Source organism: Olivibacter sp. SA151 (assembly GCF_054130995.1).
In genome coordinates, this window is record NZ_CP096391.1 from 4789357 (window position 1) to 4815807 (window position 26451).

General features: G+C 41.5%; 23 protein-coding genes. 17 read left to right on the forward strand and 6 right to left on the reverse strand.

The window, feature by feature from the left end; genetic code table 11:
- The 3 genes from M1D52_RS19595 to M1D52_RS19605 all read right to left on the reverse strand — a co-directional run bounded on the left by M1D52_RS19595 (position 1) and on the right by M1D52_RS19605 (position 4493).
- Positions 1-1563 (reverse strand): MGH1-like glycoside hydrolase domain-containing protein, encoded by a 1563-nt coding sequence (locus M1D52_RS19595; RefSeq protein WP_013665577.1) that lies wholly within the window; start codon positions 1561-1563, stop codon positions 1-3.
- A gap of 31 nt (positions 1564-1594) precedes the next feature.
- Complete coding sequence (locus M1D52_RS19600; RefSeq protein WP_013665576.1) at positions 1595-2536, reverse strand: dihydrodipicolinate synthase family protein; 942 nt, start codon at positions 2534-2536, stop codon at positions 1595-1597.
- Between the two features lie 388 nt (positions 2537-2924).
- A complete protein-coding gene (locus tag M1D52_RS19605; RefSeq protein WP_246860253.1) occupies positions 2925-4493 on the reverse strand; it encodes a sodium:solute symporter family protein in 1569 nt (522 codons plus the stop codon).
- A gap of 253 nt (positions 4494-4746) precedes the next feature.
- On the opposite strand from M1D52_RS19605, the gene M1D52_RS19610 reads away from it, so the two are divergent.
- The 4 genes from M1D52_RS19610 to M1D52_RS19625 all read left to right on the forward strand — a co-directional run bounded on the left by M1D52_RS19610 (position 4747) and on the right by M1D52_RS19625 (position 7802).
- Positions 4747-5085, forward strand: a complete 339-nt coding sequence (locus tag M1D52_RS19610) for a hypothetical protein (protein ID WP_437393208.1) — start codon at positions 4747-4749, stop codon at positions 5083-5085.
- Between the two features lie 148 nt (positions 5086-5233).
- Entirely contained in the window at positions 5234-6220 is a 987-nt protein-coding gene (floA, locus tag M1D52_RS19615; protein ID WP_013665574.1) for a flotillin-like protein FloA, read from the forward strand.
- A gap of 74 nt (positions 6221-6294) precedes the next feature.
- On the forward strand, positions 6295-7002 hold the full coding sequence (locus M1D52_RS19620) for an RluA family pseudouridine synthase (protein WP_437393207.1): 708 nt from the start codon (positions 6295-6297) through the stop codon (positions 7000-7002).
- Positions 7003-7346: 344 nt separating this feature from the next.
- The gene (locus M1D52_RS19625) at positions 7347-7802 is read left to right on the forward strand and encodes an ABC transporter ATPase (RefSeq protein WP_437393206.1); all 456 of its coding nucleotides are present in this window, start codon (positions 7347-7349) and stop codon (positions 7800-7802) included.
- On the opposite strand, the gene mtgA is transcribed toward M1D52_RS19625, so the two are convergent.
- The 3 genes from mtgA to M1D52_RS19640 all read right to left on the reverse strand — a co-directional run bounded on the left by mtgA (position 7799) and on the right by M1D52_RS19640 (position 10056).
- On the reverse strand, positions 7799-8584 hold the full coding sequence (gene mtgA, locus M1D52_RS19630; protein WP_013665571.1) for a monofunctional biosynthetic peptidoglycan transglycosylase: 786 nt from the start codon (positions 8582-8584) through the stop codon (positions 7799-7801). The two genes, M1D52_RS19625 and mtgA, sit on opposite strands and share 4 nt — an antisense overlap.
- A 122-nt stretch (positions 8585-8706) precedes the next feature.
- Complete coding sequence (locus M1D52_RS19635) at positions 8707-9072, reverse strand: hypothetical protein (RefSeq protein WP_457941581.1); 366 nt, start codon at positions 9070-9072, stop codon at positions 8707-8709.
- Positions 9073-9135: 63 nt separating this feature from the next.
- Complete coding sequence (locus M1D52_RS19640; RefSeq protein ID WP_437393205.1) at positions 9136-10056, reverse strand: SDR family oxidoreductase; 921 nt, start codon at positions 10054-10056, stop codon at positions 9136-9138.
- Between the two features lie 381 nt (positions 10057-10437).
- On the opposite strand from M1D52_RS19640, the gene atpD reads away from it, so the two are divergent.
- The 13 genes from atpD to M1D52_RS19705 all read left to right on the forward strand — a co-directional run bounded on the left by atpD (position 10438) and on the right by M1D52_RS19705 (position 26396).
- Positions 10438-11943 carry a F0F1 ATP synthase subunit beta gene (atpD, locus tag M1D52_RS19645; RefSeq protein WP_013665568.1) on the forward strand — a complete coding sequence of 502 codons (1506 nt, stop codon included), beginning with the start codon at positions 10438-10440 and terminating at the stop codon, positions 11941-11943.
- A gap of 53 nt (positions 11944-11996) precedes the next feature.
- Positions 11997-12251, forward strand: a complete 255-nt coding sequence (gene atpC / locus M1D52_RS19650; protein ID WP_041387300.1) for an ATP synthase F1 subunit epsilon — start codon at positions 11997-11999, stop codon at positions 12249-12251.
- Between the two features lie 392 nt (positions 12252-12643).
- Entirely contained in the window at positions 12644-14338 is a 1695-nt protein-coding gene (gene ilvD / locus M1D52_RS19655) for a dihydroxy-acid dehydratase (RefSeq protein ID WP_013665566.1), read from the forward strand.
- Positions 14339-14434: 96 nt separating this feature from the next.
- Positions 14435-16186 carry a biosynthetic-type acetolactate synthase large subunit gene (gene ilvB, locus M1D52_RS19660; protein WP_437393204.1) on the forward strand — a complete coding sequence of 584 codons (1752 nt, stop codon included), beginning with the start codon at positions 14435-14437 and terminating at the stop codon, positions 16184-16186.
- A gap of 87 nt (positions 16187-16273) precedes the next feature.
- Positions 16274-16669: a four helix bundle protein gene (locus M1D52_RS19665; protein WP_083812294.1), complete on the forward strand. Its 396-nt coding sequence runs from the start codon at positions 16274-16276 to the stop codon at positions 16667-16669.
- A 51-nt stretch (positions 16670-16720) separates the two neighbouring features.
- The gene (gene ilvN / locus M1D52_RS19670) at positions 16721-17311 is read left to right on the forward strand and encodes an acetolactate synthase small subunit (RefSeq protein ID WP_013665563.1); all 591 of its coding nucleotides are present in this window, start codon (positions 16721-16723) and stop codon (positions 17309-17311) included.
- Positions 17312-17313: 2 nt separating this feature from the next.
- Complete coding sequence (locus M1D52_RS19675; protein ID WP_130856414.1) at positions 17314-17805, forward strand: DinB family protein; 492 nt, start codon at positions 17314-17316, stop codon at positions 17803-17805.
- 54 nt (positions 17806-17859) lie between these two features.
- Positions 17860-19341, forward strand: coding sequence for a ketol-acid reductoisomerase (gene ilvC, locus M1D52_RS19680; protein ID WP_013665561.1), 1482 nt, complete (start codon positions 17860-17862; stop codon positions 19339-19341).
- 174 nt (positions 19342-19515) lie between these two features.
- Positions 19516-20979 (forward strand): ATP-binding cassette domain-containing protein, encoded by a 1464-nt coding sequence (locus M1D52_RS19685; RefSeq protein ID WP_149105320.1) that lies wholly within the window; start codon positions 19516-19518, stop codon positions 20977-20979.
- A gap of 75 nt (positions 20980-21054) precedes the next feature.
- Positions 21055-22566, forward strand: coding sequence for a 2-isopropylmalate synthase (locus tag M1D52_RS19690; RefSeq protein ID WP_013665559.1), 1512 nt, complete (start codon positions 21055-21057; stop codon positions 22564-22566).
- Between the two features lie 105 nt (positions 22567-22671).
- Entirely contained in the window at positions 22672-24066 is a 1395-nt protein-coding gene (gene leuC / locus M1D52_RS19695; RefSeq protein ID WP_377612499.1) for a 3-isopropylmalate dehydratase large subunit, read from the forward strand.
- Between the two features lie 5 nt (positions 24067-24071).
- The gene (leuD, locus tag M1D52_RS19700) at positions 24072-24668 is read left to right on the forward strand and encodes a 3-isopropylmalate dehydratase small subunit (protein WP_013665557.1); all 597 of its coding nucleotides are present in this window, start codon (positions 24072-24074) and stop codon (positions 24666-24668) included.
- Positions 24669-24881: 213 nt separating this feature from the next.
- The gene (locus M1D52_RS19705) at positions 24882-26396 is read left to right on the forward strand and encodes an alpha-isopropylmalate synthase regulatory domain-containing protein (RefSeq protein ID WP_437393203.1); all 1515 of its coding nucleotides are present in this window, start codon (positions 24882-24884) and stop codon (positions 26394-26396) included.
- Positions 26397-26451: the final 55 nt, after the last annotated feature.

Here is a 26451-nt window from a genome sequence, read left to right on the forward strand (position 1 = left end):
TTAATTGATTTTAGCGGTCAGTTCGCCCAGGCTTTTGCCGGAGGCAACACGTTTGCCATCTACGAACAAGATAAGTCCTTTGCCTTTGCCATATTTTTTGCCGGTTTTATCCCATAAAACGGTTAATGTTCGACCATGATAGACGAGGTTATCCAAACAAAACCAATCCCATGTATCCGGTACAAGTGGTTTAATGCTTAGGTGATTCGTACTTCCCGGCTTTAAGCCTATAAGATCATTAATCACTAAATCACAAAATCCGGAGTGGTTATAAAAAGTGCTCCGCGGATTATCTCCTTTTAACCAGTATCCGGTTTTCTCATCCTGATACTCGCCAATATATGGTTTCCCATTTTTTTGATGCGAGCGCGCATATTGATGCAGCTTTTCATAGAATAGCTTACGATCTATGCCATCGCGATTTCTATAATTCGTGAGCAAATTTGCCAGTCCTTTCAGCGTCTGGGTAGTGGCAAAAGGCCAGATGGCGCCGTCCCACTCGCAACTATGTCCGGTACCACGTGTACGGAAAGTAGGCTCTCTTCGCTCGGCGGTGGTTAAACCCCAAGGCGCCTGGAAACCTGCAGTATCGGTAAGTTGTAGCCAAGCTTTCGCAAACTCGACTTGATCGGGGGGCAGGTTAAAGTACCAGGGAATAAATCCAATGGCCTCGCGTGCGGCAAGTTGACCATCCGGATGACGTGTACGGAAAAAATTACCTTCGGAGCCCCAAAGGCTGTCAACCACCAACTTTTCAAGTATACTTGCTTTGCGATTATATTTATCAACTAAACTATCTATTTGGAACAGTTTACCCATTTTTGATAAGGCTTGCGCATTGCCAAACATATAGCTATTGATGCTTGGTCGCCTATTTTGTACTCTTCTTCCCCCACTTACGGATTCTTCCATCCCGTCTTTTACATCATACTGCCAGAATAGTCCGCTGGGCAATTGACGTTCGCTTTCCCAACGTTCATAGTCTTTATCCAATAACGGTAGCCATTTCACCAATTGCTCTTTATTTTGTTGCACCAGGTATAAATTATACACAGCATCACTCAACCAGCTACTAAAGGAATGAAATTTTGAAGGTTTAAATGTTGGTTCTTTGATCAACCAGAAATCGATATATTGTTTGATATATTCTTGATTTCTAAGCCACCTTCCCTCATAGATATGATGCCCCAATGCACAACTGATCGCACCATATTTTCCCTCGTGTTTAACCGGTTCAATAAATTCCGTAAAAATGAAGCCATGGGGTGTTTCCTTTAAGTGCTTTCTAAAACTCCACCACCGATAATTATATATTTGTTGAATGGCTGAGTCAGGACATTCAAATAGGGGAATATTTTTCGCCAACCATTCAAACGATTGGCTATTGGACACGAAGTTGACGACTGCTTCACTATCAATGCTATTAAAATATGCCACGTCTCGTTTTAAAGCTTCCGTTGTCAACACGAAAGGTTTGGCTTGTCCAAAAGACGAAAAGCCCAAACCGACGCAGAATAAAAGCAACAACAGTGTATATCTATCTCTTCGTTTCAGTATCATCATTCGCATTATTTTCGTTTTGATCACGCTATGTTCAGCTCAAAGCAATATCGGTAGGAATATCGAGTTGCTTAGCTAATATCGTATAATCTTTGTATAGTTTATCGATTGCCAATTTAACTTGCGCATCGAAGTTTCCAGCTTTTCTCCGACTATACAAGGATATATTTAATCCCCTTTTTTGTAAAAAATATTTTGCAACAATAGGATATACATGATGCATAACATCCATATTGTCGGTTAGAAACTGCTGCACTAACGCCATTTGTTCTGAAAAACCAGAATCATTGCAATGCTGACATAGCCAAACAATCAACTCGGGGAAATAATTACCCTGTATACAGGACAAACCGGCAGCACCTGCTTTTAGCGATTCAACAGCATGTACCATGTAAGCGTCATATAAGCCGAAGTCAGGATTTTTAACCTGAGCCAGTTTAGATTGAATTTGTTTAATATCCAAACAAGTATCTTTGTGATAGATAATCCTTCCGGAAGCAACAAAGCGCCCCAATTGATCAGGATGAAGGACACGTTTATAGGGTTCAGGGCATTCGTAAAAGCCTAATGGAATGTTCTCGGTTAATTCAAACAGTTCAAATATACGTTCCTCGAACACAGCGTCGCTTTCGTCTTCAGCAGCAATTAAACCTGTTATCAGAATGACGGCATCTACGCCTAACGAATATACCTGGCGAACAAAATCTGCTTGGACAGCAATATTCCCTTTAACAGAACTGGCTGCCACGACCGGAATTCGTTCATCTACCTGTTCTACCACCGCCCGAATAACCCGTAAACTTTCTTCTGCAGAAAGTTCAAACATTTCACTCGACTGGCAGTTCGCGAAAAGACCCGACGCGCCAGCCGATATATAAAATTCCGTTAGCTGGCGAAGCCCCTCAAAATCTATCTCCCCATTCTCGAGATAAGGCGTAAGCATAACGGGGATAAATCCCTTTTCTTTCTGTTTCATTTCTATAGATTAGTTCTTTTTTGGCTATCCGATTTGCGACCTTAATATGAGTTCTTCAGCATTCATAACAAGATGCAAATAAATGGTTAGAACAATAGCAAAGTTATTCCCGCTTTAAAGATGTTTCTTATAATATGTTTGCTGTAAATTATAGGATATTAGCGTATGAGGCAATAAGCTGTAAGCTATAGGCAATAAGCAATAAGCCTTAAGCCGTAAGCTATAAGCTATAAGCTATTCATCGTTCATCATTTATAATTCATCACTACTTAACTACTCAACTACTCAACTTTTTAACCATTGGCTAATTATCAAGCTTTCTGCAATCAGTTATCTGCTTTCGGTCGCACTAGCCTCTCATTATCACATTGGCTAATTAACTAATTGGCTAATTAACGACTCCCTCCTTTCCACGAAGATAAGCAGCGAACGTCCCTACCAAATAGATCGTCAATGTGCCAACAACAATGATCATATTAGCGTGCAAGGTGCTTTTGAGATAAGGATAATCTGCCGGAATTAAATACGAGAGACTCGTCCAGATAATTACCAGTATGCCTACAATGGTTGCCAGAATCGCGTCACTGTTTCCGGCATGCTTATTTAGAATTCCCAATAAAAAGAGGCCCAACATACCTCCTGCAAATATTCCCGATAGTTGCCACCAGATGTCTAAAATGCTTTTTACACCGATCATCATAATTCCAGTCCCCATTCCTAGCAGACCAAAAACAACCGTAGCCACGTGCAATAAACGTAAGGTTTGTTTATCATCTTGATCTTTCCTTATATACCGTTGATAAATATCTACCGAAAAAACAGTCGCCGAAGCATTCATTCCCGAACTGATCGTGCTCATGGCCGCTGATAAAATAGCCGAAACTATGAGGCCTATCAGCCCCGTCGGAATTTTAGTTACCATAAAATGGGGCATTACTTTATCCCCATAATCTGCCGGTGTTAAAGTGGCAGCCAATGCTGACAGGTCGTGGGATGACGCCGCTGCACCCAAACGTTCTGCAGCAACTTGCAATTTTATCGGTTCAATTAGCGCTGGATTAATCTCATAATAAGCAAACAAGCATGCTCCAATAATAAAAAACAACAGAGATGCCGGAAGATAGATCCAAACACACAACCAAACGGATTTACTGGCTTCACGAGGCGACGATGCCGTATGATAACGCTGTACATAATTTTGGTCCATCCCAAAGTTATTTAGGTTTATAAAAAAACCATACAGCAGTACCACCCAAAATGTCGAATTTGTAAAATCGGGAGCGAAGCTACCTAAACTAAACTTGCTATTGGTTTGGCCAATCTCCACAATCTTGGGGATTCCCCCTGGCATATTGGAAACAATCAAATAAATAATCAATACGGCTCCAAGTGTTTTAATTACGCCCTGTACCACTTCTGTCCATATAACAGCTTCTATCCCACCCATAACCGTATAGATGATAATACAAATACCCGTAACTAACATAATAGCTTCCATTGAGTAGCCCGTAAGTGCTTGCAAACTGAGCGCAATGCCAAAAAATACGGAGCCCATCCGAGCAAGTTGTGTTAGCAGAAAACAAACCACGGCATAAGTTCTTGCCCAAGGCCCAAAACGATGCTCCAAATGCGTATAGGCGGATACTTCTCCCGAGCTGCGATAGAACGGAACAAAGTACTTAACAGCAATCCAAGCAGCCAATGGCATTGACAGACTAAACACAAAGGAGTTCCAATTACTACCGAAGGCTTTTCCAGGCACTCCCAAAAAGGTATTACTACTTAAAAAAGTTGCATATATAGATAAACCGATCGCCCAACCGGGAATTAACCCAGCCGCTTTTGTGAACTGTTCAGCATTTTTGTTCTTTCTCGAAAACCAAACGCCAACCAATACCATAGCTAACAAATAAAAGGCGATGATTACCAAATCTATAATCGGAAGGTTTTGCATCATTGTAATTAGTTAGTACCCATCTCGTCACCACCGAAGTGACTAAGTCATAAAGGTAAGGACAAGTTACAAAAGTGAAGCTTTTTGACGTTTTGTTCTTCAACATTCTTAGCTTTTTTCTATATGAAATTATCAAGTAACGCTTTTTCTTCCGAAAACTCTAGATAATTGTAATAACGAAAAAAACGATTATTTATTCAACTTTTCTTGATAAAAGTTGAGCAAAATCAAGGCTGTGTAGGCTACCTTGCACCTGATGGCAAAGCATTCATGGCGCGTATTGGAACCGTTTCACTTCCTCAATCCGCTTGCATATTGCCATATGAACAGAAGTGCAAATGCTTTGCTGCTCGTTGCCTCGGTATCCCACAAGGCCATTCTGCCCACGCACAGTGCTAAATTGAGGGCTGAAGAAATGATACGTCCGGTTAAATGCATCGATCGTTGGCCTTGGAAAATGTCGCCTAGGAAATTTGCGGTTTGCACGTTGATGCACTATCGTTTAAAGCAAAGTTCCAAGCGACGAGTCTTTGGTTACTTTCTGCGGAAGAAAGTGACAAAAATAATCGTTCTTTTAATCTTAACATTCGATTGAATATTACTATCCGAATTCCACGAAAGCAATTTCAATACCATTAAAATAGACACATTTAGAAAGCCAAACAACTAAAATTGTGCTATTAATTTCTCAATCAGGGTGTAAAACCTTACCTTTAGGGCTTAACCTCAAAACTATTAAACTTATGGATCCGTCTTTATCTCCCATACTCATGATTGTAGGAGCTATCATAGCGCTGTTTTTGCTCCTTTATATATTACCGGTGAACTTATGGTTTACGGCACAACTTTCGGGAGTACGTATCAATCTACTGAATCTAGTACTTATGCGGCTACGCAAGGTATCACCTTCTTTAGTGGTTAATGCCATGATTACCTCAACCAAAGCAGGGTTAAACATTACTTCTAATGATATTGAGACCCATTATTTGGCTGGTGGAAATGTAAATAATGTGATAAAAGCACTAATATCTGCTGATAAAGCTAATATTCCTCTTGATTTTAAATTAGCAACAGCTATTGATTTAGCCGGTAGGGATGTATTTGACGCCGTTCAGTTGTCGGTAAATCCACGTGTAATCAATACACCTCCTGTCGCAGCAGTTGCAAAGGATGGGATACAACTGGTCGCCAAAGCTCGTGTAACGGTGCGTGCAAATATTAACCAATTGGTTGGCGGTGCAGGCGAAGAAACAATCTTAGCAAGAGTGGGCGAAGGTATTGTTACCACAATCGGTTCCGCTAATAATCACAAAGAAGTTTTGGAGAACCCTGATAGAATCTCTAAAACAGTGCTGGAAAAGGGCCTAGACAGTGGTACTGCTTTCGAAATCCTTTCCATTGACATTGCCGATATTGATATTGGAGAAAACGTTGGTGCAAAATTGCAAACGGATCAGGCGGAGGCTGATTTAAAAGTTGCTAATGCCAGAGCCGAAGAAAGAAGAGCAATGGCAGTAGCTTCCGAGCAGGAAATGCGTGCAAAAGCACAAGAAGCACGTGCGAAAGTAATCGAGGCTGAATCACAGATTCCGCTTGCCATGGCAGAGGCCTTTCGGAGCGGAAATTTAGGGGTAATGGACTATTATAAAATGCAAAATATACAAGCCGATACGGATATGCGCGAATCCATCGCTAAACCCGGTGCTGAAAACAAAGGAAAAAACAAGTAACATCCCCACTAGTATATAAACGCTTATAACATACAACGTATAACTTAAAACGTTTTCCTAACTTTGCATGTTATATGAGTAATGCAAATCGACCCATCACGGATAGCGATATACTTTACGAGGATAATCACCTGATCGCTGTTAATAAGCGTGCGGGTGATATCGTACAAGTGGATGACACAGGAGATGAACCGCTGGATGAAAAAGTAAAACAATATCTTGCCAAAAAATACAATAAGCCAAACGGCGCATTTCTCGGTGTAGTGCATCGCTTGGATCGCCCGGTAAGCGGGGTCATTTTATTTGCAAAAACGAGCAAGGCACTCGACCGAATCAATAAGATGTTCAAAAGCAGGGAGATGCATAAAACTTATTGGGCAGTAGTTCGTAACAGGCCTGCTCAAACTGCCGGAACTTTGGTTCACTGGCTTGTAAAAAATTCAGGTAAAAATGTAACGAAGGCTTATGATCATGAAGTAAAGGGAAGCCTCCGGGCGGAACTGCATTATAAGTTGATCGGTGAGCTGAATGGTTATTACTTAGTTGAGGTGAATCCGGTTACAGGCCGCCCTCATCAAATCCGCGTTCAACTAGCTTCACTAAATTGCCCAATCGTGGGTGACAATAAGTATGGATACCCTCGCGGAAGTTTAAAGAAGAGCATCTGCTTGCATGCCCGAAAGCTTGTTTTTGAACATCCCGTGAAAAAGGAAGAGGTGAAGATTTTTGCCTCTTTACCGAAAGATGGCTTTTGGGAACGTTTTGAGGTTTTTGGGGAGTAGTTGAGTAGTGATGAATGATGAGCGATGAGTGATGAATTGCCTTTTTACTTCCTGCCTACCGTAGGCAGGTTTGCTTTTGAATTTTTACTTTTGAATTAGTGAACAGCGAAGTACCTGAATCGTTAAGTAGTTAATTAGTGAGTAGTTAATAGGGAGTAGTGAAGTACTATCTGTAGGGCCGGCAGGCTTTTGAATTTTTACTTTTGAATTAGTGAACGGCGAAGTACCTGAATCGTTAAGTAGTTAATTAGTGAGTAGTTAATAGGGAGTAGTGAAGTACTATCCGTAGGGTCGGCAGGCTTTTCACTTTTGAATTTTTACTTTTTACTTTTGAATTTGTAACCATGGAACGAATTTGGATATATCAAGCGGCTAAATCTTTCTCAGAAGGGGAAGAAGCACGTATACTCAATAAATTGGAAGCTTTTACCGATCAATGGGAAGCACACAAAGAAAAACTGACAGCAAGGGTCGAAATCAGATATCATTTATTTATCATTATAAGTGTCGACTTATCGCAGGTGCTGCCAAGCGGCTGCTCAATTGATAAATCAGTTCATCTATTGAAAGAGCTGGAAAGCGAGTTAAACATCTCCTTGTTTGATCGGATGCAAATCGCTTATCGCGAGGGAGACGAAATTCAGGTAGTACCCCGTGCAACTTTCGAGCAGCTGTTTGCGACTGGACAAATTAACGAAGATACCATGGTTTTTAACAACTTAGTGGATAATGGGGAGGATTTGAAAACCAAGTGGGAAGTTCCGTTTAAAGATAGTTGGCATGCCCGTGTATTTGCTTAATCGGGAATGCTGCTGTGTCCCATATAGCGAACAATCGCATTCGCTTTTCTATTAATGTAAGAAGTGGGTCTGGCTGGCGACCAACGTCGGGGATTTGGCAGTACAGCGATGATCAAGGCGGCTTGTTTTTTTGTAAGTGATGTGGGCGCTTTGCTAAAATACGCGTGAGTGGCTGCATGTGCACCATAAAGCCCGTCGCCGGTTTCAATCACATTGAGATAAACTTCCAAGATTCGCTTCTTACCCCACAATAATTCAATTAGCATCGTGAAATAACTTTCAAAACCTTTTCGGAGCCAAGAACGACCGGGCCATAAGAAAACATTTTTTGCGGTTTGCTGGCTAATGGTACTCCCCCCTCGCATTGCCTTTCCTGCCTGGTTCTTTTTATAAGCCTCTCGTATCGCTTTGATATCAAAACCGACATGTTGCATAAAATTAGCATCTTCTCCGGCAATTGCTGCTCGTTTTAAATTGTCAGACAATTCGTCATAGCTTACCCAACGCTTTTCCAACTTCCAGTCCTTTCCATCAAATTTGCGTTCAACGCCTCGTTGTAACATGAGCAAGGTGAAAGGTGGGTTGACAAAACGAAAAATCAGCACCCAGCCACCTGTAATAATAATAAAGTACAAGGTCACATATGCTAAGAAAACCCCGAATTTTCTTTGTTGAAGAAGCGTTAGCAGTCGATCTTTAACAGGAAAGGTTTTACTATTTTTATGTTTATACGAACTTTTATTCCGAAATTGATTCTTTTTCGGTGTCCTTTTAATTGCCATTTGATAATAGGTACTGTTGACTTTTCGTAATTTGGCTGCAAACCTAAAAATAAATTGTGACTATCTCATAGTGTATTATTATATCCGCAAGGAAATCGTCTTTAATATGTAGATGAAGGTGTTTATGTTAAAAGAACGATTATTTTTGTCACTTTCTTCCGCAGAAAGTAACCAAAGACTCGTCGCTTGGAACTTTGCTTTAAACGATAGTGCATCAACGTGCAAACCGCAAATTTCCTAGGCGACATTTTCCAAGGCCAACGATTGATGCTCTTAACCGGACGTATCATTTCTTCAGCCCTCAATTTAGCACTGTGCGTGGGAAGAACGGCCTTGTGGGATACCGAGGCAACGAGCAGCAAAGCATTTGCACTTCTGTTCATATGGTAATATGCAAGCGGATTGAGGAAGTGAAACGGCTCCAATACGCGCCATGAATGCTTTGCCATCAGGTGCAAGGTAGCCCACATAGCCTTGATTTTGCTCAACTTTTATCAAGAAAAGTTGAATAAAATAATCGTTCTTTTAATATTTAACAGTACATTAACATCTTAAGACGACTGCAATTTTGCTAGCTGTTCATCGATCAACTTCAATCCTTCTCCAAAACTATGAGGCACATAATCCAGTCTTTCATACGCTTTATCTAATATAAAACCTGTTCTTTTCGGACGTCGGGCATCTTGCTTAAGCGCTTCTGACTTTTCTTTGCATATAAAGGAAGCATCCAAATGATAGTACGCAGCAACCGCCTCAACAATCTCGCAGATGCTGAACATGTCTTTTCCCGAGATATGATACATACCGGTAGCTTTTCGTTCAGCAATGGTCAAACAGGCCTTTGCTAAGTCTTCCGCTAAAGTGGGCATCCGCCATTGGTCATTTACCACACGGATCGACTGCCCATTTTCCAATGCATCTTTCGCCCATAACACGATATTACTTCGGCTCATATCCCGAAGAACGCCATATACCAAAATTGTACGAACAATAGCCCAAGGGCATGTTGCTTTTTGTATCAACTCCTCCGCCGCAAGCTTATGCTTGCCGTAAGTATTCACCGGGTTAGGTATATCCTCCTCTTCATAAGGGCCTTCTTCACCATCAAACACAAAATCAGTTGATAGGTGAATCAAATGAATGTTTTTACGTTCGCAGACTGCTATTAGATGAGCCACGGCAACTACGTTAACTTCATAGCTCTTTTCGGGCTCTCTTTCGCAGGCATCCACATTGGGCATTGCCGCTGTGTTGATGATAATATCCGGACGATAAGTTTCAATAGCTTTTGCCACTTGTTCATGATGCGTAATATCTAAATCAAGATACCGATAACGGGAGCTCGTCCCAAATCTGTCCGATCCTCGTGAACTTGCTATGTATTCAAACCCCGGAAACTGACCTTGTAGTAAAATATCCGTTATCTTCTGCCCCAATAAACCATTGCTTCCCGTAACCAATAATCTCTTCATGCATATATATATTTAAATGCTCCGGTAAAATTGCGATAAACGCATAAACCGCCTATTTTAAAACTACTTTTAAACTTAAGACCGAAATTGGGGCTAATTGTTTAGACCCATCAAAAATATTCTTCTCGGAAGCAAACAATTCGTATGGCAAATGCAACATAAAGAACTTATTTATAAACAGTGGATTAGATTGCCAGCTCCTCAAAAAACGCATCCGGTGCTTATGAAAAGGCACATGATCAAAAGAGTCATTTTTACGAACAAAAAATCTTTTCATTTAAGTATTTGATATTCCACTAGAAAGCGTATTTTTGCAGTCCGAAATAAAGCCCTTAAATGGCAATAAATCTGTACATTATTTAAAAAAACATAGTTTCTTATATGTCCAACACCGGAAAAATAGCGCAAATAATCGGACCAGTAGTAGACGTCAGCTTTGCAGGCGGTGCTAAATTACCGAAAATTTTCGACGCATTGGAAATCGAAAAAGCAAACGGACAACGTATTGTTTTAGAGGTTCAGCAACATTTAGGAGAAGAACGCGTACGTACGATCGCCATGGATTCTACCGACGGCCTTGTACGGGGTATGCCTGTAAAAGATACAGGAGCTCCTATAAAGATGCCAATAGGCGATGACATTAAGGGCCGTGTATTTAACGTAGTTGGAGATGCCATTGACGGTATTAAAGAACTCGATAAATCAAACGGACGTCCTATTCACAATTTACCGCCAAAATTCGAGGATCTTTCTACCGAAACCGAGGTGCTTTATACCGGTATCAAAGTAATCGATTTATTAGAGCCTTATGCTAAAGGTGGTAAAATCGGTTTGTTTGGAGGTGCAGGTGTAGGTAAAACGGTACTTATCCAAGAGTTAATCAACAACATTGCGAAAGCTTATTCCGGATTATCGGTATTTGCCGGCGTAGGTGAGCGTACCCGTGAAGGAAACGACTTATTACGTGAGATGATCGAATCGGGAATTATCAAGTATGGCGACGAGTTCCTTCATAGCATGGAAAAGGGCGACTGGAATCTAGAGCAGGTCGATACCGACGCTTTAAAAGAATCAAAGGCGACTTTCGTTTTTGGCCAGATGAACGAGCCTCCCGGTGCACGTGCGCGGGTTGCGCTTTCAGGACTTACCATTGCCGAATATTTCCGTGATGGTGACGGTGAAGGAGCGGGAAAAGACATTCTGTTCTTTATTGATAACATCTTCCGTTTTACACAAGCAGGGTCAGAAGTATCGGCACTATTAGGACGGATGCCTTCTGCCGTGGGTTACCAACCAACATTGGCAACCGAAATGGGTTTAATGCAAGAACGTATTACTTCAACAAAACGTGGTTCGATTACCTCTGTACAAGCGGTATATGTACCGGCGGATGACTTGACGGATCCAGCTCCGGCAACTACCTTTGCCCACTTGGATGCTACCACTGTTTTGTCGCGTAAAATAGCCGAGTTAGGGATCTATCCTGCAGTAGACCCACTGGATTCAACTTCTCGTATCTTGAATCCTACCATCTTAGGAGATGAACACTATAACACTGCTCAACGCGTTAAGGAAACTTTGCAACGCTATAAAGAATTGCAAGATATCATCGCCATCTTAGGTATGGACGAGTTATCAGAAGAAGACAAGTTGGTAGTAGCCCGTGCTCGTCGCGTGCAGCGTTTCTTGTCACAGCCTTTTCACGTTGCTGAACAATTTACAGGTTTAAAAGGCGTGTTAGTGGATATTAAAGATACCATAAAAGGTTTCAATATGATTATGGATGGTGAGGTTGATGAATATCCGGAAGCTGCATTTAACTTGGTAGGCAGCATTGAAGATGCCATTGCAAAAGGTAAGAGACTGTTAGAAGAAGCAAACGCATAAAATGATAGTATCGCGTGTTGAACATCCGGTTCAGTACGCATGATCTAGTATATATGGAACTTAACATTATTACACCAGACCAATCAATATTCAGCGGACAGGCCCATTCTGTAACCGTACCGGGAAGTGCAGGCTCTTTCGAAATTTTGAAAGATCACGCCCCCATTATATCTACGTTAGAGGATGGGAAAGTCATTATCCGCAACAATAAGGATATCGAAGTCATTATTATTAAAGGCGGGGTGGTTGAAGTACTCGACAATAAAATTACCGTGCTTGCTGAAGGTGTTGTAACTGAAGAAAACTAGAAAAAAAGCAAAAAAGAAAGCCCGGTAGTCAATGATTACCGGGCTTTCTTTTTTACAAGTTTTTTTTCCCATTTAGCAATTTTAGGAAGAAAATGGCGAGAAATTATTATGCATACATAAATATGTACCGTATACCAAATTAGGTTTTAGTCTATTTATTGACCATTTATATAGTTAGACAGCTATAATTGACAGAATAAAATTTGGAACAAAACAATATTCATAAAACAAAATATCAAATTTAATAAATCTCCACTAGCTATTGCCTTTGTAATTATAAGCTACTATTTTGGGAAAACAATATATAGTAATAAAACCTATAGTAAAACAAGGCCCGTTGGTCTATACTATTTTGCAGATCAAATAAAGAAAAATAATATATTAAGTGCGACATGCTAACTGAACAAAAAACTGAACTAAACAAGTACAGCAAAGTGTTTACACAGGACAAAACACAACCTGCTGCCCAAGCTATGCTCTATGGCATTGGCCTTACGGACGAAGACATGAATAAAGCACAAGTCGGCATTGCAAGTATGGGCTACGACGGTAACACTTGTAACATGCACTTGAACGATTTGGCACAAGTGGTCAAAAAGGGCGTGTGGGATCACGACTTGGTAGGTTTAGTATTTAATACAATCGGTGTAAGTGATGGTATGAGCAACGGAACTGATGGGATGCGCTATTCGCTGGTAAGCCGCGATATTATTGCCGATAGTATCGAAGCGATCTGCGGGGGACAATATTACGATGGCCTCATTACTATCCCAGGCTGCGATAAAAATATGCCGGGATCTATTATGGCCATGGGAAGACTTAACCGTCCATCGATCATGGTATACGGCGGAACGATTGCCCCTGGGCATTATAAGGGAGAGGATTTAAACATCGTATCGGCTTTCGAAGCACTGGGAAAGAAGATAGCAGGAACCATTAGTGAGGAAGATTTTATAGGAGTCATCAAACATACCTGTCCCGGCGCGGGCGCCTGTGGGGGAATGTATACCGCAAATACTATGGCCTCTGCCATTGAGGCTTTGGGAATGAGCCTCCCCTACTCCTCTTCTAATCCTGCTGTAAGTGAAGAAAAAAGAAAAGAGTGCCTAGAAGCGGGGAAATACATCCGCATCTTATTGGAGCGAGATATTAAACCATCCGACATCATGACCCGCAAGGCTTTTGAAAATGCCTTGCGCATCATTATTATCCTTGGGGGAAGCACTAATGCTGTATTGCATTTTATCGCAATGGGAAAAAGCGTAGGTGTTGAAATTACACAAGATGATTTTCAACGCATGAGCGATACAACACCGGTATTGGCAGATTTTAAACCAAGCGGTAAATATCTTATGCAAGATCTTCATCAACATGGCGGTATCCCGGCTGTTATGAAATACCTTTTAAACGAAGGCCTGCTCCATGGCGACTGCTTAACGGTTACCGGTAAAACCTTAGCTGAAAACCTGGAAAATGTGGAACCGATCAATTTAAAGGAACAGGCTATTGTACAAACTATCGATAATCCGATCAAACCTACCGGCCATTTACAGATTTTGTATGGCAACTTGGCAGAAAAGGGAAGTGTAGCCAAAATCTCCGGCAAAGAGGGTGAGCGCTTTGAAGGACCGGCGAGAGTGTTTGACGGTGAAAAAAATCTAATAGCCGGTTTGGCCAATGGTACCGTAAAAGCAGGCGATGTAGTGGTTATCAAAAATGAAGGCCCTAAAGGAGCTCCCGGAATGCCTGAAATGTTAAAGCCTACCTCTGCCATCATTGGTGCCGGTTTAGGGAAAAGCGTTGCCTTGATTACCGACGGTCGTTTTAGCGGCGGTACGCATGGTTTCGTAGTTGGTCATATTACACCTGAAGCCTATGATGGCGGACTGATCGGATTGGTGGAAGATAATGACATCATTGAAATCGATGCCGTCAATAATACCATTACCCTAAAGGTAGCCGATGAGATTATAGCGGAACGAAGACGAAATTGGAAACAACCTAGCTTAAAAGTAAGCAAAGGGGTTTTATATAAATATGCAAGAACCGTTTCAAGTGCGGCAGAAGGCTGTGTTACCGATGAATAAATCGGGAAGTCTGCACACGTATATAGACGGCTGACAACCGATGACTGAAAGCTGATGACTAATAACTAATAACGAGTAACAAACAACAAAAAGGACATGAATACGCTCGAAATAACAAAAGACACGCCTCAGCAAACACAGGAGGAAAAGGCAAAAACAACAAAAATTTCAGGCTCTCAAGCCGTATTGGAGGCATTTATTGCTGAAGGAGTGGACACCATATTCGGTTACCCAGGGGGTGCGATTATGCCTATTTATGACGCATTGTATGACTATAATGACCGATTGAAACATATATTGGTGCGCCATGAACAAGGTGGTATACATGCGGCGCAAGGCTATGCCCGTACTTCGGGAAAAACCGGTGTTGTCTTTGCTACCAGTGGTCCGGGCGCAACAAACCTAGTTACCGGCCTGGCGGATGCCATGATTGATAGCAACCCTATTGTATGTGTTACAGGTCAAGTATTTGCACATCTTTTGGGCACCGATGCTTTTCAGGAAACCGATGTTATTAATATTACAACACCCGTTACAAAATGGAATTACCAAGTAACGGATGCGTGCGAAATTCCAGCGGCTTTAGCAAAGGCGTTTTATATAGCAAGAACAGGCCGGCCAGGCCCTGTATTAATTGATATAACAAAGAACGCACAACTGCAATTGTTCGACTATGAAGGCTATACCTCTTGCAACCATATAAGAAGCTATCGCCCGGCTCCGATCGTTCGAAAAGAATATATTGCAGCGGCCGCAGAGCTGATTAATCAAGCAAAAAAGCCTTTTGTGCTTTTTGGTCAAGGCGTCATTTTAGGGAAAGCCGAAAATGAATTTAAGGCGTTTATCGAAAAAACAGGCATTCCTGCTGCATGGACAATTATGGGACTGAGCGCACTGCCAACTGATCACCCCTTAAATGTCGGTATGTTGGGTATGCACGGCAATTACGCACCCAATGTCTTAACAAACGAATGTGATGTCCTCATAGCCATCGGTATGCGTTTTGACGACCGGGTTACGGGGCGACTTGATAAATATGCGAAACAAGCTAAAGTGATTCATCTGGATATCGATCCGGCGGAAATAGACAAAAATGTCAAAACAACGGTACCCGTTTGGGGCGATTGTAAAGAGACCTTGCCTTTACTTACAGCATTAGTTCAAGCCAACCAGCACAGTGAATGGGTACAGAAGTTCCGTGAACTCGAACAAGAAGAGGTAAAGGAAGTTATTCAGGCTGAATTGAACCCCAGTGAAGGCGAAATGACAATGGGTGAAGTAATCAATGTGCTCAACGAATTAGCCAATGATGATGCGGTTATTGTAACGGATGTTGGTCAACACCAAATGGTAGCCTGTCGTTATGCCCGTTTTAAGCAATCAAAAAGCAATGTCACTTCCGGAGGCTTAGGCACCATGGGATTTGGACTGCCCGCAGCAATAGGTGCTTGGTATGGTGCACCAGAACGAAATGTCGTTGCAATCATCGGCGACGGCGGTATTCAGATGACTATTCAAGAATTAGGCACGATTATGCAATTTGGCGCGAAGGTTAAAATTTTGATTCTGAATAACCAGTTCCTGGGTATGGTTCGCCAATGGCAGCAACTTTTCCACGATAAACGTTACTCTTTTGTAAATATCACCAGTCCTGATTACGTTGCAGTGGCCAAAGGCTATTACATTCCTGGAAAGCGAGTAGATCAACGTGCTAACTTAAAAGAAGCACTGCAAGAAATGCTAAATCACGATGGTTCTTACCTTTTAGAGGTGATGGTAGGTAAAGAGAATAACGTATTCCCTATGGTACCGCAAGGAAGCAGCGTGAGTGAAATAAGATTGAAGTAGCTTTCAAGTAAAAATTTAAAACCCCGAAGGGCTCATTGATACCTTAAGAAACAAACAAGATATCAATAATTCAAAAGTAAAAAAGCGATGATGAATGTTGATGCTTTGATGGAGGGTGGCGGAGTTTATAACATTAAACATAGGGCGTATCATTTTTCAAGAGCAGTCGTTCTTTTTGTAAAGGATCAAAAATATCCTGCTGTATTTTCATCGCTTTTTGATCAATTAATAAGAAGTGCTACTTCAATTGGAGCTAATTTGGCAGAAGGAATTGCCGGTTCTTCAAAGAACGACTTCATTAAGTTCTATACAATTTCACTAAAATCAGCAAACGAGACAAAATATTGGCTTTGCCTAATAAGGGATACGGTAGTAGAAGACAAACAAGAAGAGATTAACAAATTAATAAATGAAGCTGATGAGCTATCAAAAATTATTGCTTCCATTATTATTAAAACAAAAGACAACAAAATAAAAGATTAGAATAGCTCACTATGCTTTTTTTAATTTTTACTTTTAAATTTTTAATTTCCAATGGAAAAACAAGAATATACCATCACGGTTTACACAGAGAATAGCATTGGTATGATCAGCAGAATTGCTATCATATTTTCTCGTCGTAAAATAAACATTGAGAGCTTAAACACTTCACCTTCAGAAGTACATGGCATCCATCGCTTTACGATAGTAATCACCGAATCGGAGGAGGTAGTGCGAAAATTATGTAGACAAATTGAAAAACAGGTTGAAGTGCTCAAAGCCTATTATAATACCAATGACGAGGTCATATGGCAAGAGCAGGCCTTATATAAGGTTCCCACCAGTGTGGTAACTGAAAAGGCGCCTATTGAACGCTTATTACGTGAATATGGTGCACATGCTGTAGTGATCCGAAACGACTACACCGTATTTGAAACCGCGGGACATCGCGAGGAAATCGATAAGTTAACCGAAGCCTTAGCCGAATACAATTTAATTGAATTTGTTCGGAGCGCGCGCATTGCCATCATTAAAGATAGCGAAGGATTCCACAAGAAATTAAAGCAATTTGAACTGGCAGAACCTGCAGAAGAAATTGTTGAGAACGAATACCTTGATAAGCAGGATAAAGTCTTTACGATGTAGTTATGGCAATAAGCAGTATCGACATAGCCCTCCAGGTAAGAAGGAATTTTATTGAGTTGATGGACAATATGACCATCGGGGAACTTAATACCATCCCTTCGGGATTTAATAACAATATTGCTTGGAACTTCGGGCACATTGTAGTGAGTCAGCAAAAACTTTGCTATACACTATCCGGCTTGCCCATAAAGCTAGATGAACAGTATATGCTTAAGTATCAAAAAGGTTCAAAACCTGAAAAATTTATTGATCAGGATGAAATTGACTACTTGAAGGAACAGGCTTACACACTTATCGATGAGTTGCTGGGGGATTTAGAAGCAAGCATTTTCCATAATTTTAATCCCACTAAACTACATTTCGGTCTCGAACTAAAAGGTATAGAAGACGCGATCAATTACTTTCAAAACCATGATGCATTACATCTAGGTTTTGCTACAGCTATAAAAAGAGCGATAATAGGAGAAAAACAAAAGCTATCGGCTAATGCCTAACAGCTAAAAACGTTATAAAATCAAAACAGTAATCGTCAAACATTAGATAAAACAATGGCAAATTATTTTAACACCCTACCACTCAGAGAAAAATTGAACCAATTAGGCGTTGCCGAATTTATGGACATCCGTGAATTTACGGATGGCGTGAGCGCATTAAAAGGTAAAAAAATCGTTATTGTGGGCTGCGGTGCTCAAGGCCTAAATCAAGGGCTTAATTTAAGGGATAGTGGACTTGATGTTTCATATGCGCTTCGTAAGGAAGCAATCGAACAAAAGAGAGATTCATGGAAAAATGCAACCGATAATAACTTTACGGTGGGTACTTATGAGGAACTTATCCCTACAGCTGATCTCGTCAGTAACTTAACGCCCGATAAACAACACTCTTCCGTTATTGATGCTATTATGCCTTTAATGAAGGAAGGTGCTACCCTATCCTATTCACACGGTTTCAATATTGTTGAAGAAGGAAAGCAGATCCGCAAAGATATTACGGTAATCATGGTCGCTCCGAAATGTCCAGGCTCAGAAGTTAGAGCTGAGTACTTACGTGGTTTTGGTGTGCCTACGCTCATTGCCGTACATCCGGAGAACGATCCTCAAGGTAAGGGCTTAGCTGAAGCTAAAGCATACTGTGTAGGTACCGGTGGTCATAAAGCCGGCGTGTTGCGTTCGTCATTCGTAGCGGAAGTTAAATCAGATTTGATGGGTGAGCAGACCATCTTATGCGGGCTTTTACAAACCGGTTCGATCTTATCGTTCGACAAGATGGTAGAAAAAGGGATTGAACCCGGTTACGCCTCAAAACTAGTGCAGTACGGCGTCGAAGTAATCACAGAAGCATTAAAACAGGGTGGTATCACGGCTATGATGGATAGGTTAAGCAATGTAGCTAAAATCAAAGCATTTGAGGTTTCTGAAGAACTTAAGAACATTATGCGTCCATTGTTTCAAAAACACCAAGATGATATCATGAGTGGCGAATTCAGCCGCACCATGATGGAAGACTGGGCAAACGGCGACAAAAACTTATTGGCTTGGCGCGCCGCTACGGGTGAAACAGCCTTCGAAAAGACGCCTGCAGGGGATGTAAAAATTGGAGAACAAGAGTATTTTGACCATGCCGTATTTATGGTTTCTTATATTAGAGCAGGCGTTGAATTAGCGTTCGAAACCATGGTGGAAGCGGGTATTAAACCGGAATCTGCTTATTACGAATCATTGCATGAAACACCGCTTATTGCCAACACCATTGCCCGCAAAAAGCTATTCGAAATGAACCGCGTCATTTCCGATACTGCTGAATATGGTTGTTATTTATTTGATCATGCTTGTAAACCATTGTTAGCTGATTTTATGAAAACCGTTGATACAGACATCATCGGCAAAAACTATAATGATGGCAAAGATGGAGCGGTTGATAACCAAGAACTAATTGCTGTTAATGAGGCTATCCGCAACCATCCGGTAGAAAAAGTAGGTGCAGTATTACGGAAAGCAATGACTGCCATGAAGGCTATTAAAACAGTGTAAAAAACATCCGGGCCGGTTTTGGAGTTAACCGGCCCGGACAATTTCTAATGTACATAAACAGGCCTGGTTGGCACTTAGTTGCAAAAAAGGCTTGATAGTATAAAAAACCAATTTGTATAAGTTTGTATTAAAACAACGACACCATATTAAAAAGGCATTCCAGCCCATTCGGCTATGATTAATCCCTTCGTCCATATTACCCATTTAAGTCTTCAATATGCACATGATGTTATATTGGATCAGCTCAATTGGCAAATCCTCCAGGGAGAGCATTGGCTTATTGGTGGAAAAAGTGGTTCGGGAAAAAGTTCATTGGGAAAAGCGCTCGCTGGACTTGAAAAAACAAGTGGCGATATGCAATTCTTTTTCAATAAATCTTCCGCCCTTCCCGCCCGAGTACTGTATGTATCTAACTGGTATCAGTTTACCAACCTGGAAGGCGATCGCAATTTCTATTATCAGCAGCGTTATAATAAACAACAACGCAATGATACCTTGACGGTATATGCTGAATTAATGCATTATGCCAAAGAGGAAAGCCTAGCGTTTGAAGAAGTTGAGAAATACTTAGATCTTTTCGATTTTATCGATTTCAAAAATACGCAGCTCATCGAACTGTCCAGTGGAGAGCATAAAAAATTACAATTGATAAAAGCACTCTGGCTTAAACCGCAACTGTTAATTATTGATGAACCGTATACCGGATTAGATAAAGCGTCGCGCAAAAAGCTAAATCACTTTTTGGAAGAGTTGGCTGAAGCAGGTGTACAGTTGATTCTTATCACAAACGATGAAAACATACCAAACTGCATCAACCGATTTGCGGAAATTGAAAATGGAAAGTTAAAACACCTATCTTCTATTCAAAATTTATCCAAAGATGTGGCTCGCGAACAAAAGCCTTTACCGCATTTCCTTCAAGAAGAGCCGAGGGAATCGGCCGATATTTTCGTCCATATGGAAAACATCCATGTTCGATATGGTGAAAAAGAAGTATTAAAGAATATCAGTTGGACAGTACGTAAAGGCGAAAAGTGGCTTCTGCAAGGGCATAACGGCTCAGGTAAATCGACCTTGCTCAGTCTTATAAATGGCGATCATCCACAGGCGTATGCAAATGAGATCCATCTTTTTGGCAACAAGCGAGGAAGTGGAGAAAGTATTTGGGATATTAAAGCTCACTTAGGTATTGTTTCGCCTGAATTACATTGGTACTTTGATAAAACTGCGAAAGTGTGGCAAGCGATCGCCTCCGGCCTGTACGATAGTATTGGTTTATTTCGACAGCTAAACTATGAACAACAACAGCGGGTTACCCAGCTATTAGACTTCTTTGAGTTAACAACCTGTAAGGACCGCCTGTTAACAACCTTGCCTTTAGGTAAACAGCGACTTGTTTTATTGGCTAGAACCGTCATCAAAAATCCGTCGCTATTGATATTAGATGAGCCCTGCCAAGGCCTGGATTACGCGCAGACCGAACATTTCAATGCAGTTGTGGACGAACTTTGTAGCTTTGGAAAAACATTGATTTACGTTGGTCATTACGAGACACAACTACCGAGCTGTCTGGAAAACAAAATTGTGCTAGAGAAAGGTGAAATAAAAACAATACAAAAGATAGCCGCATATGCTTAGAAAGATGGAACAGACCGTTATTGTCAACCATATACAGCTATCCTAAATATATAGTAGAAATAAAAAAGACCCAGTATGTTACATAATCCTAATCACTTATACATATTCGACACCACGCTTCGTGACGGAGAACAAGTCCCTGGTTCACAATTGACCACGCCCGAAAAAATCATTATCGGTGAAGCACTTCAGGCTTTGGGAGTGGATATTATTGAAGCAGGTTTTCCGATTTCCAGTCCGGGTGATTTCCAAAGTGTAGTTGAATTATCAAAGGTTGTACGCGAACCGATCATCTGCGCTTTAACCCGCGCAAATAAAGGCGATATTGATTGCGCAGCAGAGGCTTTAAAATATGCGAAACGGCCCCGTATCCACACCGGTATCGGGTCATCTGACATGCATATTAAATATAAATTCAACAGTACCCGTGAAGCGATTCTTGAGCGCGCTGCGGAAGCGGTGAAATATGCCAAACAATTTGTAGAAGATGTTGAGTTTTATGCGGAAGACGCCGGAAGAGCGGACAATGTATATTTAGCTCAAATGATCGAGGCAGTGATCGCCGCGGGTGCAACGGTTGTCAATATTCCTGATACCAACGGCTATTGCTTACCTGAGCAATACGGTGCTAAAATTCGTTTCCTAAAAGAAAATGTTAAGAATATCGATCAGGCGATTATCTCCGTCCATTGTCATAACGACTTGGGCCTTGCTACCGCTAATAGTCTTTCGGGAATTCAAAATGGTGCTCGGCAAGTCGAATGCACAATAAACGGCATCGGTGAGCGTGCAGGTAACACCTCTTTAGAGGAAGTGGTCATGGCACTCAAAACACACTATCAAACACTCGGGTTCCAGACCAACATTAACACCAAACAATTATATCCGCTTAGCACGATGGTAAGCCGCATGATGCGTATGCCTGTGCAAGCTAACAAAGCTATTGTAGGACGTAACGCCTTTGCACACAGCTCCGGCATTCACCAAGACGGAGTACTTAAGCACCGCGAAAATTACGAAATTATCAATCCGGAGGATGTTGGTATAGATCAGTCAGAGATTATCCTTACTGCTCGTAGCGGACGACATGCACTTAAACACCATTTAGAACGCCTCGGGTATACTATTGATCGCATCGATTTGGATCAGACCTATCAGCGTTTTCTCGCACTTGCCGACGAAAAGAAGGAGATTAAGGATGATGATTTGTTGCGCTTAATGGGTGATGAGGCAGAAACCAATTTTAAAAACGGCGTTACTATCAGTTCTCTGCAAGTTATAACCGGTGATCAAAGCGATCCGCAAGCGATCATTAAACTGAACTACAAAGGTACCGAACGGGAAGCAACGGCATCTGGTAACGGCCCGGTGAGTGCTACCATTAAAGCCATCGAAAGCATTATTGGAAGCCATAATGAAATCAAGGAATTTAATATACACTCTATTCATGGTGGAAGTGACGATGTAAGTAAAGTAGATATGCGTGTTATCCATGATAATCAATCCTATATGGGATATGGATTCAGTACCGATATCGTAAGAGCATCGGCTAATGCTTATCTGGATGCATTAAATAAGTTTGTGTAAATTAGCTTTTTCCATTATCATCGGAGTGAGACGAAACAGAGACGAGAAAGCGATAAACTGAGCAGTACTAAATAGCAAGAAAAATTAAAATCTAACTAAATAAAAATGAGCAAGACGTTATTTGATAAAGTGTGGGACTCGCATGTAGTACGAAAGATTGAGGGCGGTCCCGACGTGTTATTTATCGACCGTCATTTAATCCATGAGGTTACCAGTCCGGTGGCCTTCTTAGGGCTTAAAACCCGTGGTATTAGCGTATTATATCCGGAGCGTACATTTGCTACCGCCGACCATAACACGCCAACTATTAACCAACACCTTCCTGTGGCTGATCCGCTTTCAGCCAATCAGTTAAAGGCATTGGAAGAAAATGCCAATGCTTACGGTATTAGACACTGGGGGCTCGGCCACCAAAAAAATGGTATTGTACATGTGATCGGACCGGAAAACGGAATTACACAACCTGGTGCGACCATTGTATGTGGTGATTCGCATACGTCTACACACGGGGCCTTCGGAGCCATTGCATTCGGCATCGGTACCTCAGAAGTAGAAATGGTATTGGCCTCACAGTGTATCATGCAGCCGAAACCTAAAAAGATGCGCATTAACGTAACGGGTTCTCTTAGTAAAGGCGTTACACCTAAAGATGTTGCCTTATTTATCATATCTAAATTAACTACCTCGGGTGCTACCGGGTATTTCGTTGAATATGCGGGTGAAGTTTTCGAAAAGATGAGCATGGAAGGCCGTATGACCGTATGTAATTTAAGTATTGAAATGGGCGCAAGAGGCGGCATGATTGCCCCGGATGAAACTACGTTCACTTACATTAAAGATCGGGAGTTTACGCCAAAAGGTGAAGCATGGGATAAGGCCATGGCCTATTGGAAAACCTTGAAAACAGACAGTGATGCGGTATTCGATAAAGAGTTTACCTTCGACGGCAGCAGCATCGAACCGATGATCACGTATGGAACAAACCCCGGTATGGGAATCGGTATTTCCAATCATATTCCGGATGCGTCTGAAGTAGAGGGCGGTGTGGCCACTTATGAAAAGTCCTTAGGTTATATGGGCTTCCATGAAGGGGAATCCATGATTGGTAAAAAAGTAGATTATGTTTTCGTCGGTAGTTGTACAAATGGACGTATCGAAGATTTCAGGGCTTTTACCTCTTTAGTTAAAGGAAAGAAAAAGGCAGAGGATGTTACCGTATGGCTTGTGCCTGGTTCGCATATCGTGGAAGAACAGATTAAAAGAGAAGGACTATTGGATATCCTGACAGAGGCTGGATTCACGTTGCGCCAACCTGGCTGTTCGGCGTGTTTAGCAATGAATGATGACAAGGTGCCGGCCGGTAAATATGCGGTAAGTACTTCGAATAGAAACTTTGAAGGGCGCCAAGGTCCAGGTGCACGTACCATGCTCGCAAGTCCGCTTGTAGCAGCAGCGGCTGCTGTTACCGGTGTTGTTACCGATCCAAGAACTTTAATTTAATCTCTATGGCTTACGATAAATTTAATATATTGACAAGTACAGCGGTTCCACTTCCTATCGAAAATGTGGATACCGATCAAATTATTCCTGCACGTTTTCTTAAAGCAACTAAGCGAGAAGGCTTTGGCGACAATTTATTTCGTGATTGGCGATATAATTCGGATAATACTCCCAAAAGTGATTTCGTTTTAAACAATCCTATTTACGGTGGTAAGATTTTGGTGGGCGGAAAAAACTTCGGTTCCGGTTCTTCGCGCGAACATGCTGCCTGGGCTGTTTACGACTATGGTTTCCGCTGTGTGGTATCTAGCTTCTTTGCGGATATCTTCAAGAACAACTGTCTTAACATCGGCGTGCTACCCGTACAGGTAAGTCCTGAATTTCTAGAAAAGATCTTCAGTGCTGTTTTTGCCGATCCGAAAACTGAATTGGAAGTGAATCTTCCGGAACAAACCATTACCCTTTTGCCAACTGGCGAAAAGGAGAAATTTGATATTAGTCCCTATAAAAAGGACAACTTATCAAATGGTTTTGATGATATTGATTACCTCCAGAATATAAAAGGAGAGATTCAGGACTTTGCTTCGACACTGCCGTTTTAAAGTTTCCAGTTGTGGGTTGTCAGTTGCGAGCGATAAAATAGTAACGGTAGCCGTTGCCGTAGCGGTGACAGTTGCAGTGGTAGTGGCACCTCCGGGAGGCAAGCTTTTTTACTTTGATAGGCGTTAACAGTTGGCGTTTAGGTATTAGATGTAAAACCGGCACGCCTGACAGACTTTTTGAATTTTTACTTTTGAATTTTTAATTAAAAATAAATGAAAAGGAAAATAGAAATAATGGACACCACTTTGCGTGATGGTGAACAAACCTCGGGTGTGTCTTTTTCTATTTCAGAGAAATTAACAATTACACAATTATTATTGGAAGAATTGCTGGTAGACCGAGTTGAAATTGCGTCGGCGCGTGTTTCTGAAGGAGAGTTCGAAGCGGTAAAAACAATAACTAGTTGGGCTAAGGAAAACGGATATCTCCAAGCTATTGAAATATTGACTTTTGTAGACAATGGTATTTCTATTGATTGGATGTTGAAGGCAGGTGCAAAGGTGCAAAACTTACTTACCAAAGGGTCTTTAAATCATCTCACTCATCAGCTCAAAAAGACACCTGAACAACATTTTGCCGAAATCGCTGATATTATCGCATTAGCAAGTAAAAAGGGCATTGACACCAATGTGTACTTGGAGGACTGGAGCAATGGGATGAAAAATTCACCTGAATATGTATATCAATATTTAAATTTTCTCTCCAAACAGCCTATAAAAAGGATACTATTGCCTGACACGCTTGGCCTATTGACACCGAGTGAGACCTTTCAGTATATCGCAGAGCTACGGCATAAGTATCCGGACCAACATATCGACTTCCATGCGCATAATGATTACGACTTAGGGACGGCCAATGTACTGGAAGCAGTGAAAGCGGGGGTGAATGGCTTACACTTAACAGTAAATGGCATGGGTGAAAGAGCCGGTAATGCACCTATGGCCAGTGTCGTAGCAGTAATGAACGATTTTCTTCCGGATGTAACGGTTTCCGTTAAAGAATCTGCGATTTATAAAGTCAGCAAACTAGTTGAAACCTTTTCAGGCATCAGGATTCCTGCAAATAAGCCAATCGTCGGCGAAAACGTATTTACGCAGACTGCAGGTATCCACGCCGATGGTGATAATAAAAATAATCTTTATTTTAACGACCTACTGCCCGAACGTTTTGGCAGAAAACGCAAATATGCGCTCGGCAAAACTTCCGGTAAAGCTAACATCGAAAAAAACTTGCAAGAACTCGGATTAAAGCTTAATCAGGAAGACCTGAAAAAAGTCACCCAACGAGTTATTGAGTTAGGTGATAGAAAAGAAACCGTCACTAAAGAAGATTTACCCTATATTATTTCCGATGTACTAGACAGCAATCTATATGAAGAAAAAGTGAAGGTGGAATCATATGTTTTGACGCATGCAAAAGGATTACGTCCATCGGCTACTATCGCTGTCTGCATTGATGGTAAAACAATGGAAGAGCATGCGCAGGGTGATGGACAATTCGACGCATTTATGAAGGCCTTGGCTAAAGTATACGCAAAAAAGAACCTGCGTTTACCAAAGCTAGTAGACTATACCGTTCGTATCGCACCAGGCAGTAGCTCAGATGCGCTATGTGAGACCATTATCACCTGGGAAACCGGCAGTCGAACCTTTGTAACTCGAGGTCTCGACTCGGATCAAACCGTCTGCGCCATCAAGGCGACACAAAAAATGTTGAATATTATTTAGTGTGCTTAGATATAAGTATCAAGACATAAGACACCTGCCTGACGGCAGGCAGATA

Bases quoted from the DNA above. Each gene is read 5' to 3' on its own strand.
- M1D52_RS19595 (WP_013665577.1), bottom strand. From the start codon at position 1,563: ATGATGATACTGAAACGAAGAGATAGATATACACTGTTGTTGCTTTTA.
- M1D52_RS19600 (WP_013665576.1), bottom strand. From the start codon at position 2,536: ATGAAACAGAAAGAAAAGGGATTTATCCCCGTTATGCTTACGCCTTAT.
- M1D52_RS19605 (WP_246860253.1), bottom strand. From the start codon at position 4,493: ATGATGCAAAACCTTCCGATTATAGATTTGGTAATCATCGCCTTTTAT.
- M1D52_RS19610 (WP_437393208.1), top strand. From the start codon at position 4,747: ATGGCAAAGCATTCATGGCGCGTATTGGAACCGTTTCACTTCCTCAAT.
- floA (WP_013665574.1), top strand. From the start codon at position 5,234: ATGGATCCGTCTTTATCTCCCATACTCATGATTGTAGGAGCTATCATA.
- M1D52_RS19620 (WP_437393207.1), top strand. From the start codon at position 6,295: ATGAGTAATGCAAATCGACCCATCACGGATAGCGATATACTTTACGAG.
- M1D52_RS19625 (WP_437393206.1), top strand. From the start codon at position 7,347: ATGGAACGAATTTGGATATATCAAGCGGCTAAATCTTTCTCAGAAGGG.
- mtgA (WP_013665571.1), bottom strand. From the start codon at position 8,584: ATGGCAATTAAAAGGACACCGAAAAAGAATCAATTTCGGAATAAAAGT.
- M1D52_RS19640 (WP_437393205.1), bottom strand. From the start codon at position 10,056: ATGAAGAGATTATTGGTTACGGGAAGCAATGGTTTATTGGGGCAGAAG.
- atpD (WP_013665568.1), top strand. From the start codon at position 10,438: ATGTCCAACACCGGAAAAATAGCGCAAATAATCGGACCAGTAGTAGAC.
- atpC (WP_041387300.1), top strand. From the start codon at position 11,997: ATGGAACTTAACATTATTACACCAGACCAATCAATATTCAGCGGACAG.
- ilvD (WP_013665566.1), top strand. From the start codon at position 12,644: ATGCTAACTGAACAAAAAACTGAACTAAACAAGTACAGCAAAGTGTTT.
- ilvB (WP_437393204.1), top strand. From the start codon at position 14,435: ATGAATACGCTCGAAATAACAAAAGACACGCCTCAGCAAACACAGGAG.
- M1D52_RS19665 (WP_083812294.1), top strand. From the start codon at position 16,274: ATGATGAATGTTGATGCTTTGATGGAGGGTGGCGGAGTTTATAACATT.
- ilvN (WP_013665563.1), top strand. From the start codon at position 16,721: ATGGAAAAACAAGAATATACCATCACGGTTTACACAGAGAATAGCATT.
- M1D52_RS19675 (WP_130856414.1), top strand. From the start codon at position 17,314: ATGGCAATAAGCAGTATCGACATAGCCCTCCAGGTAAGAAGGAATTTT.
- ilvC (WP_013665561.1), top strand. From the start codon at position 17,860: ATGGCAAATTATTTTAACACCCTACCACTCAGAGAAAAATTGAACCAA.
- M1D52_RS19685 (WP_149105320.1), top strand. From the start codon at position 19,516: ATGATTAATCCCTTCGTCCATATTACCCATTTAAGTCTTCAATATGCA.
- M1D52_RS19690 (WP_013665559.1), top strand. From the start codon at position 21,055: ATGTTACATAATCCTAATCACTTATACATATTCGACACCACGCTTCGT.
- leuC (WP_377612499.1), top strand. From the start codon at position 22,672: ATGAGCAAGACGTTATTTGATAAAGTGTGGGACTCGCATGTAGTACGA.
- leuD (WP_013665557.1), top strand. From the start codon at position 24,072: ATGGCTTACGATAAATTTAATATATTGACAAGTACAGCGGTTCCACTT.
- M1D52_RS19705 (WP_437393203.1), top strand. From the start codon at position 24,882: ATGAAAAGGAAAATAGAAATAATGGACACCACTTTGCGTGATGGTGAA.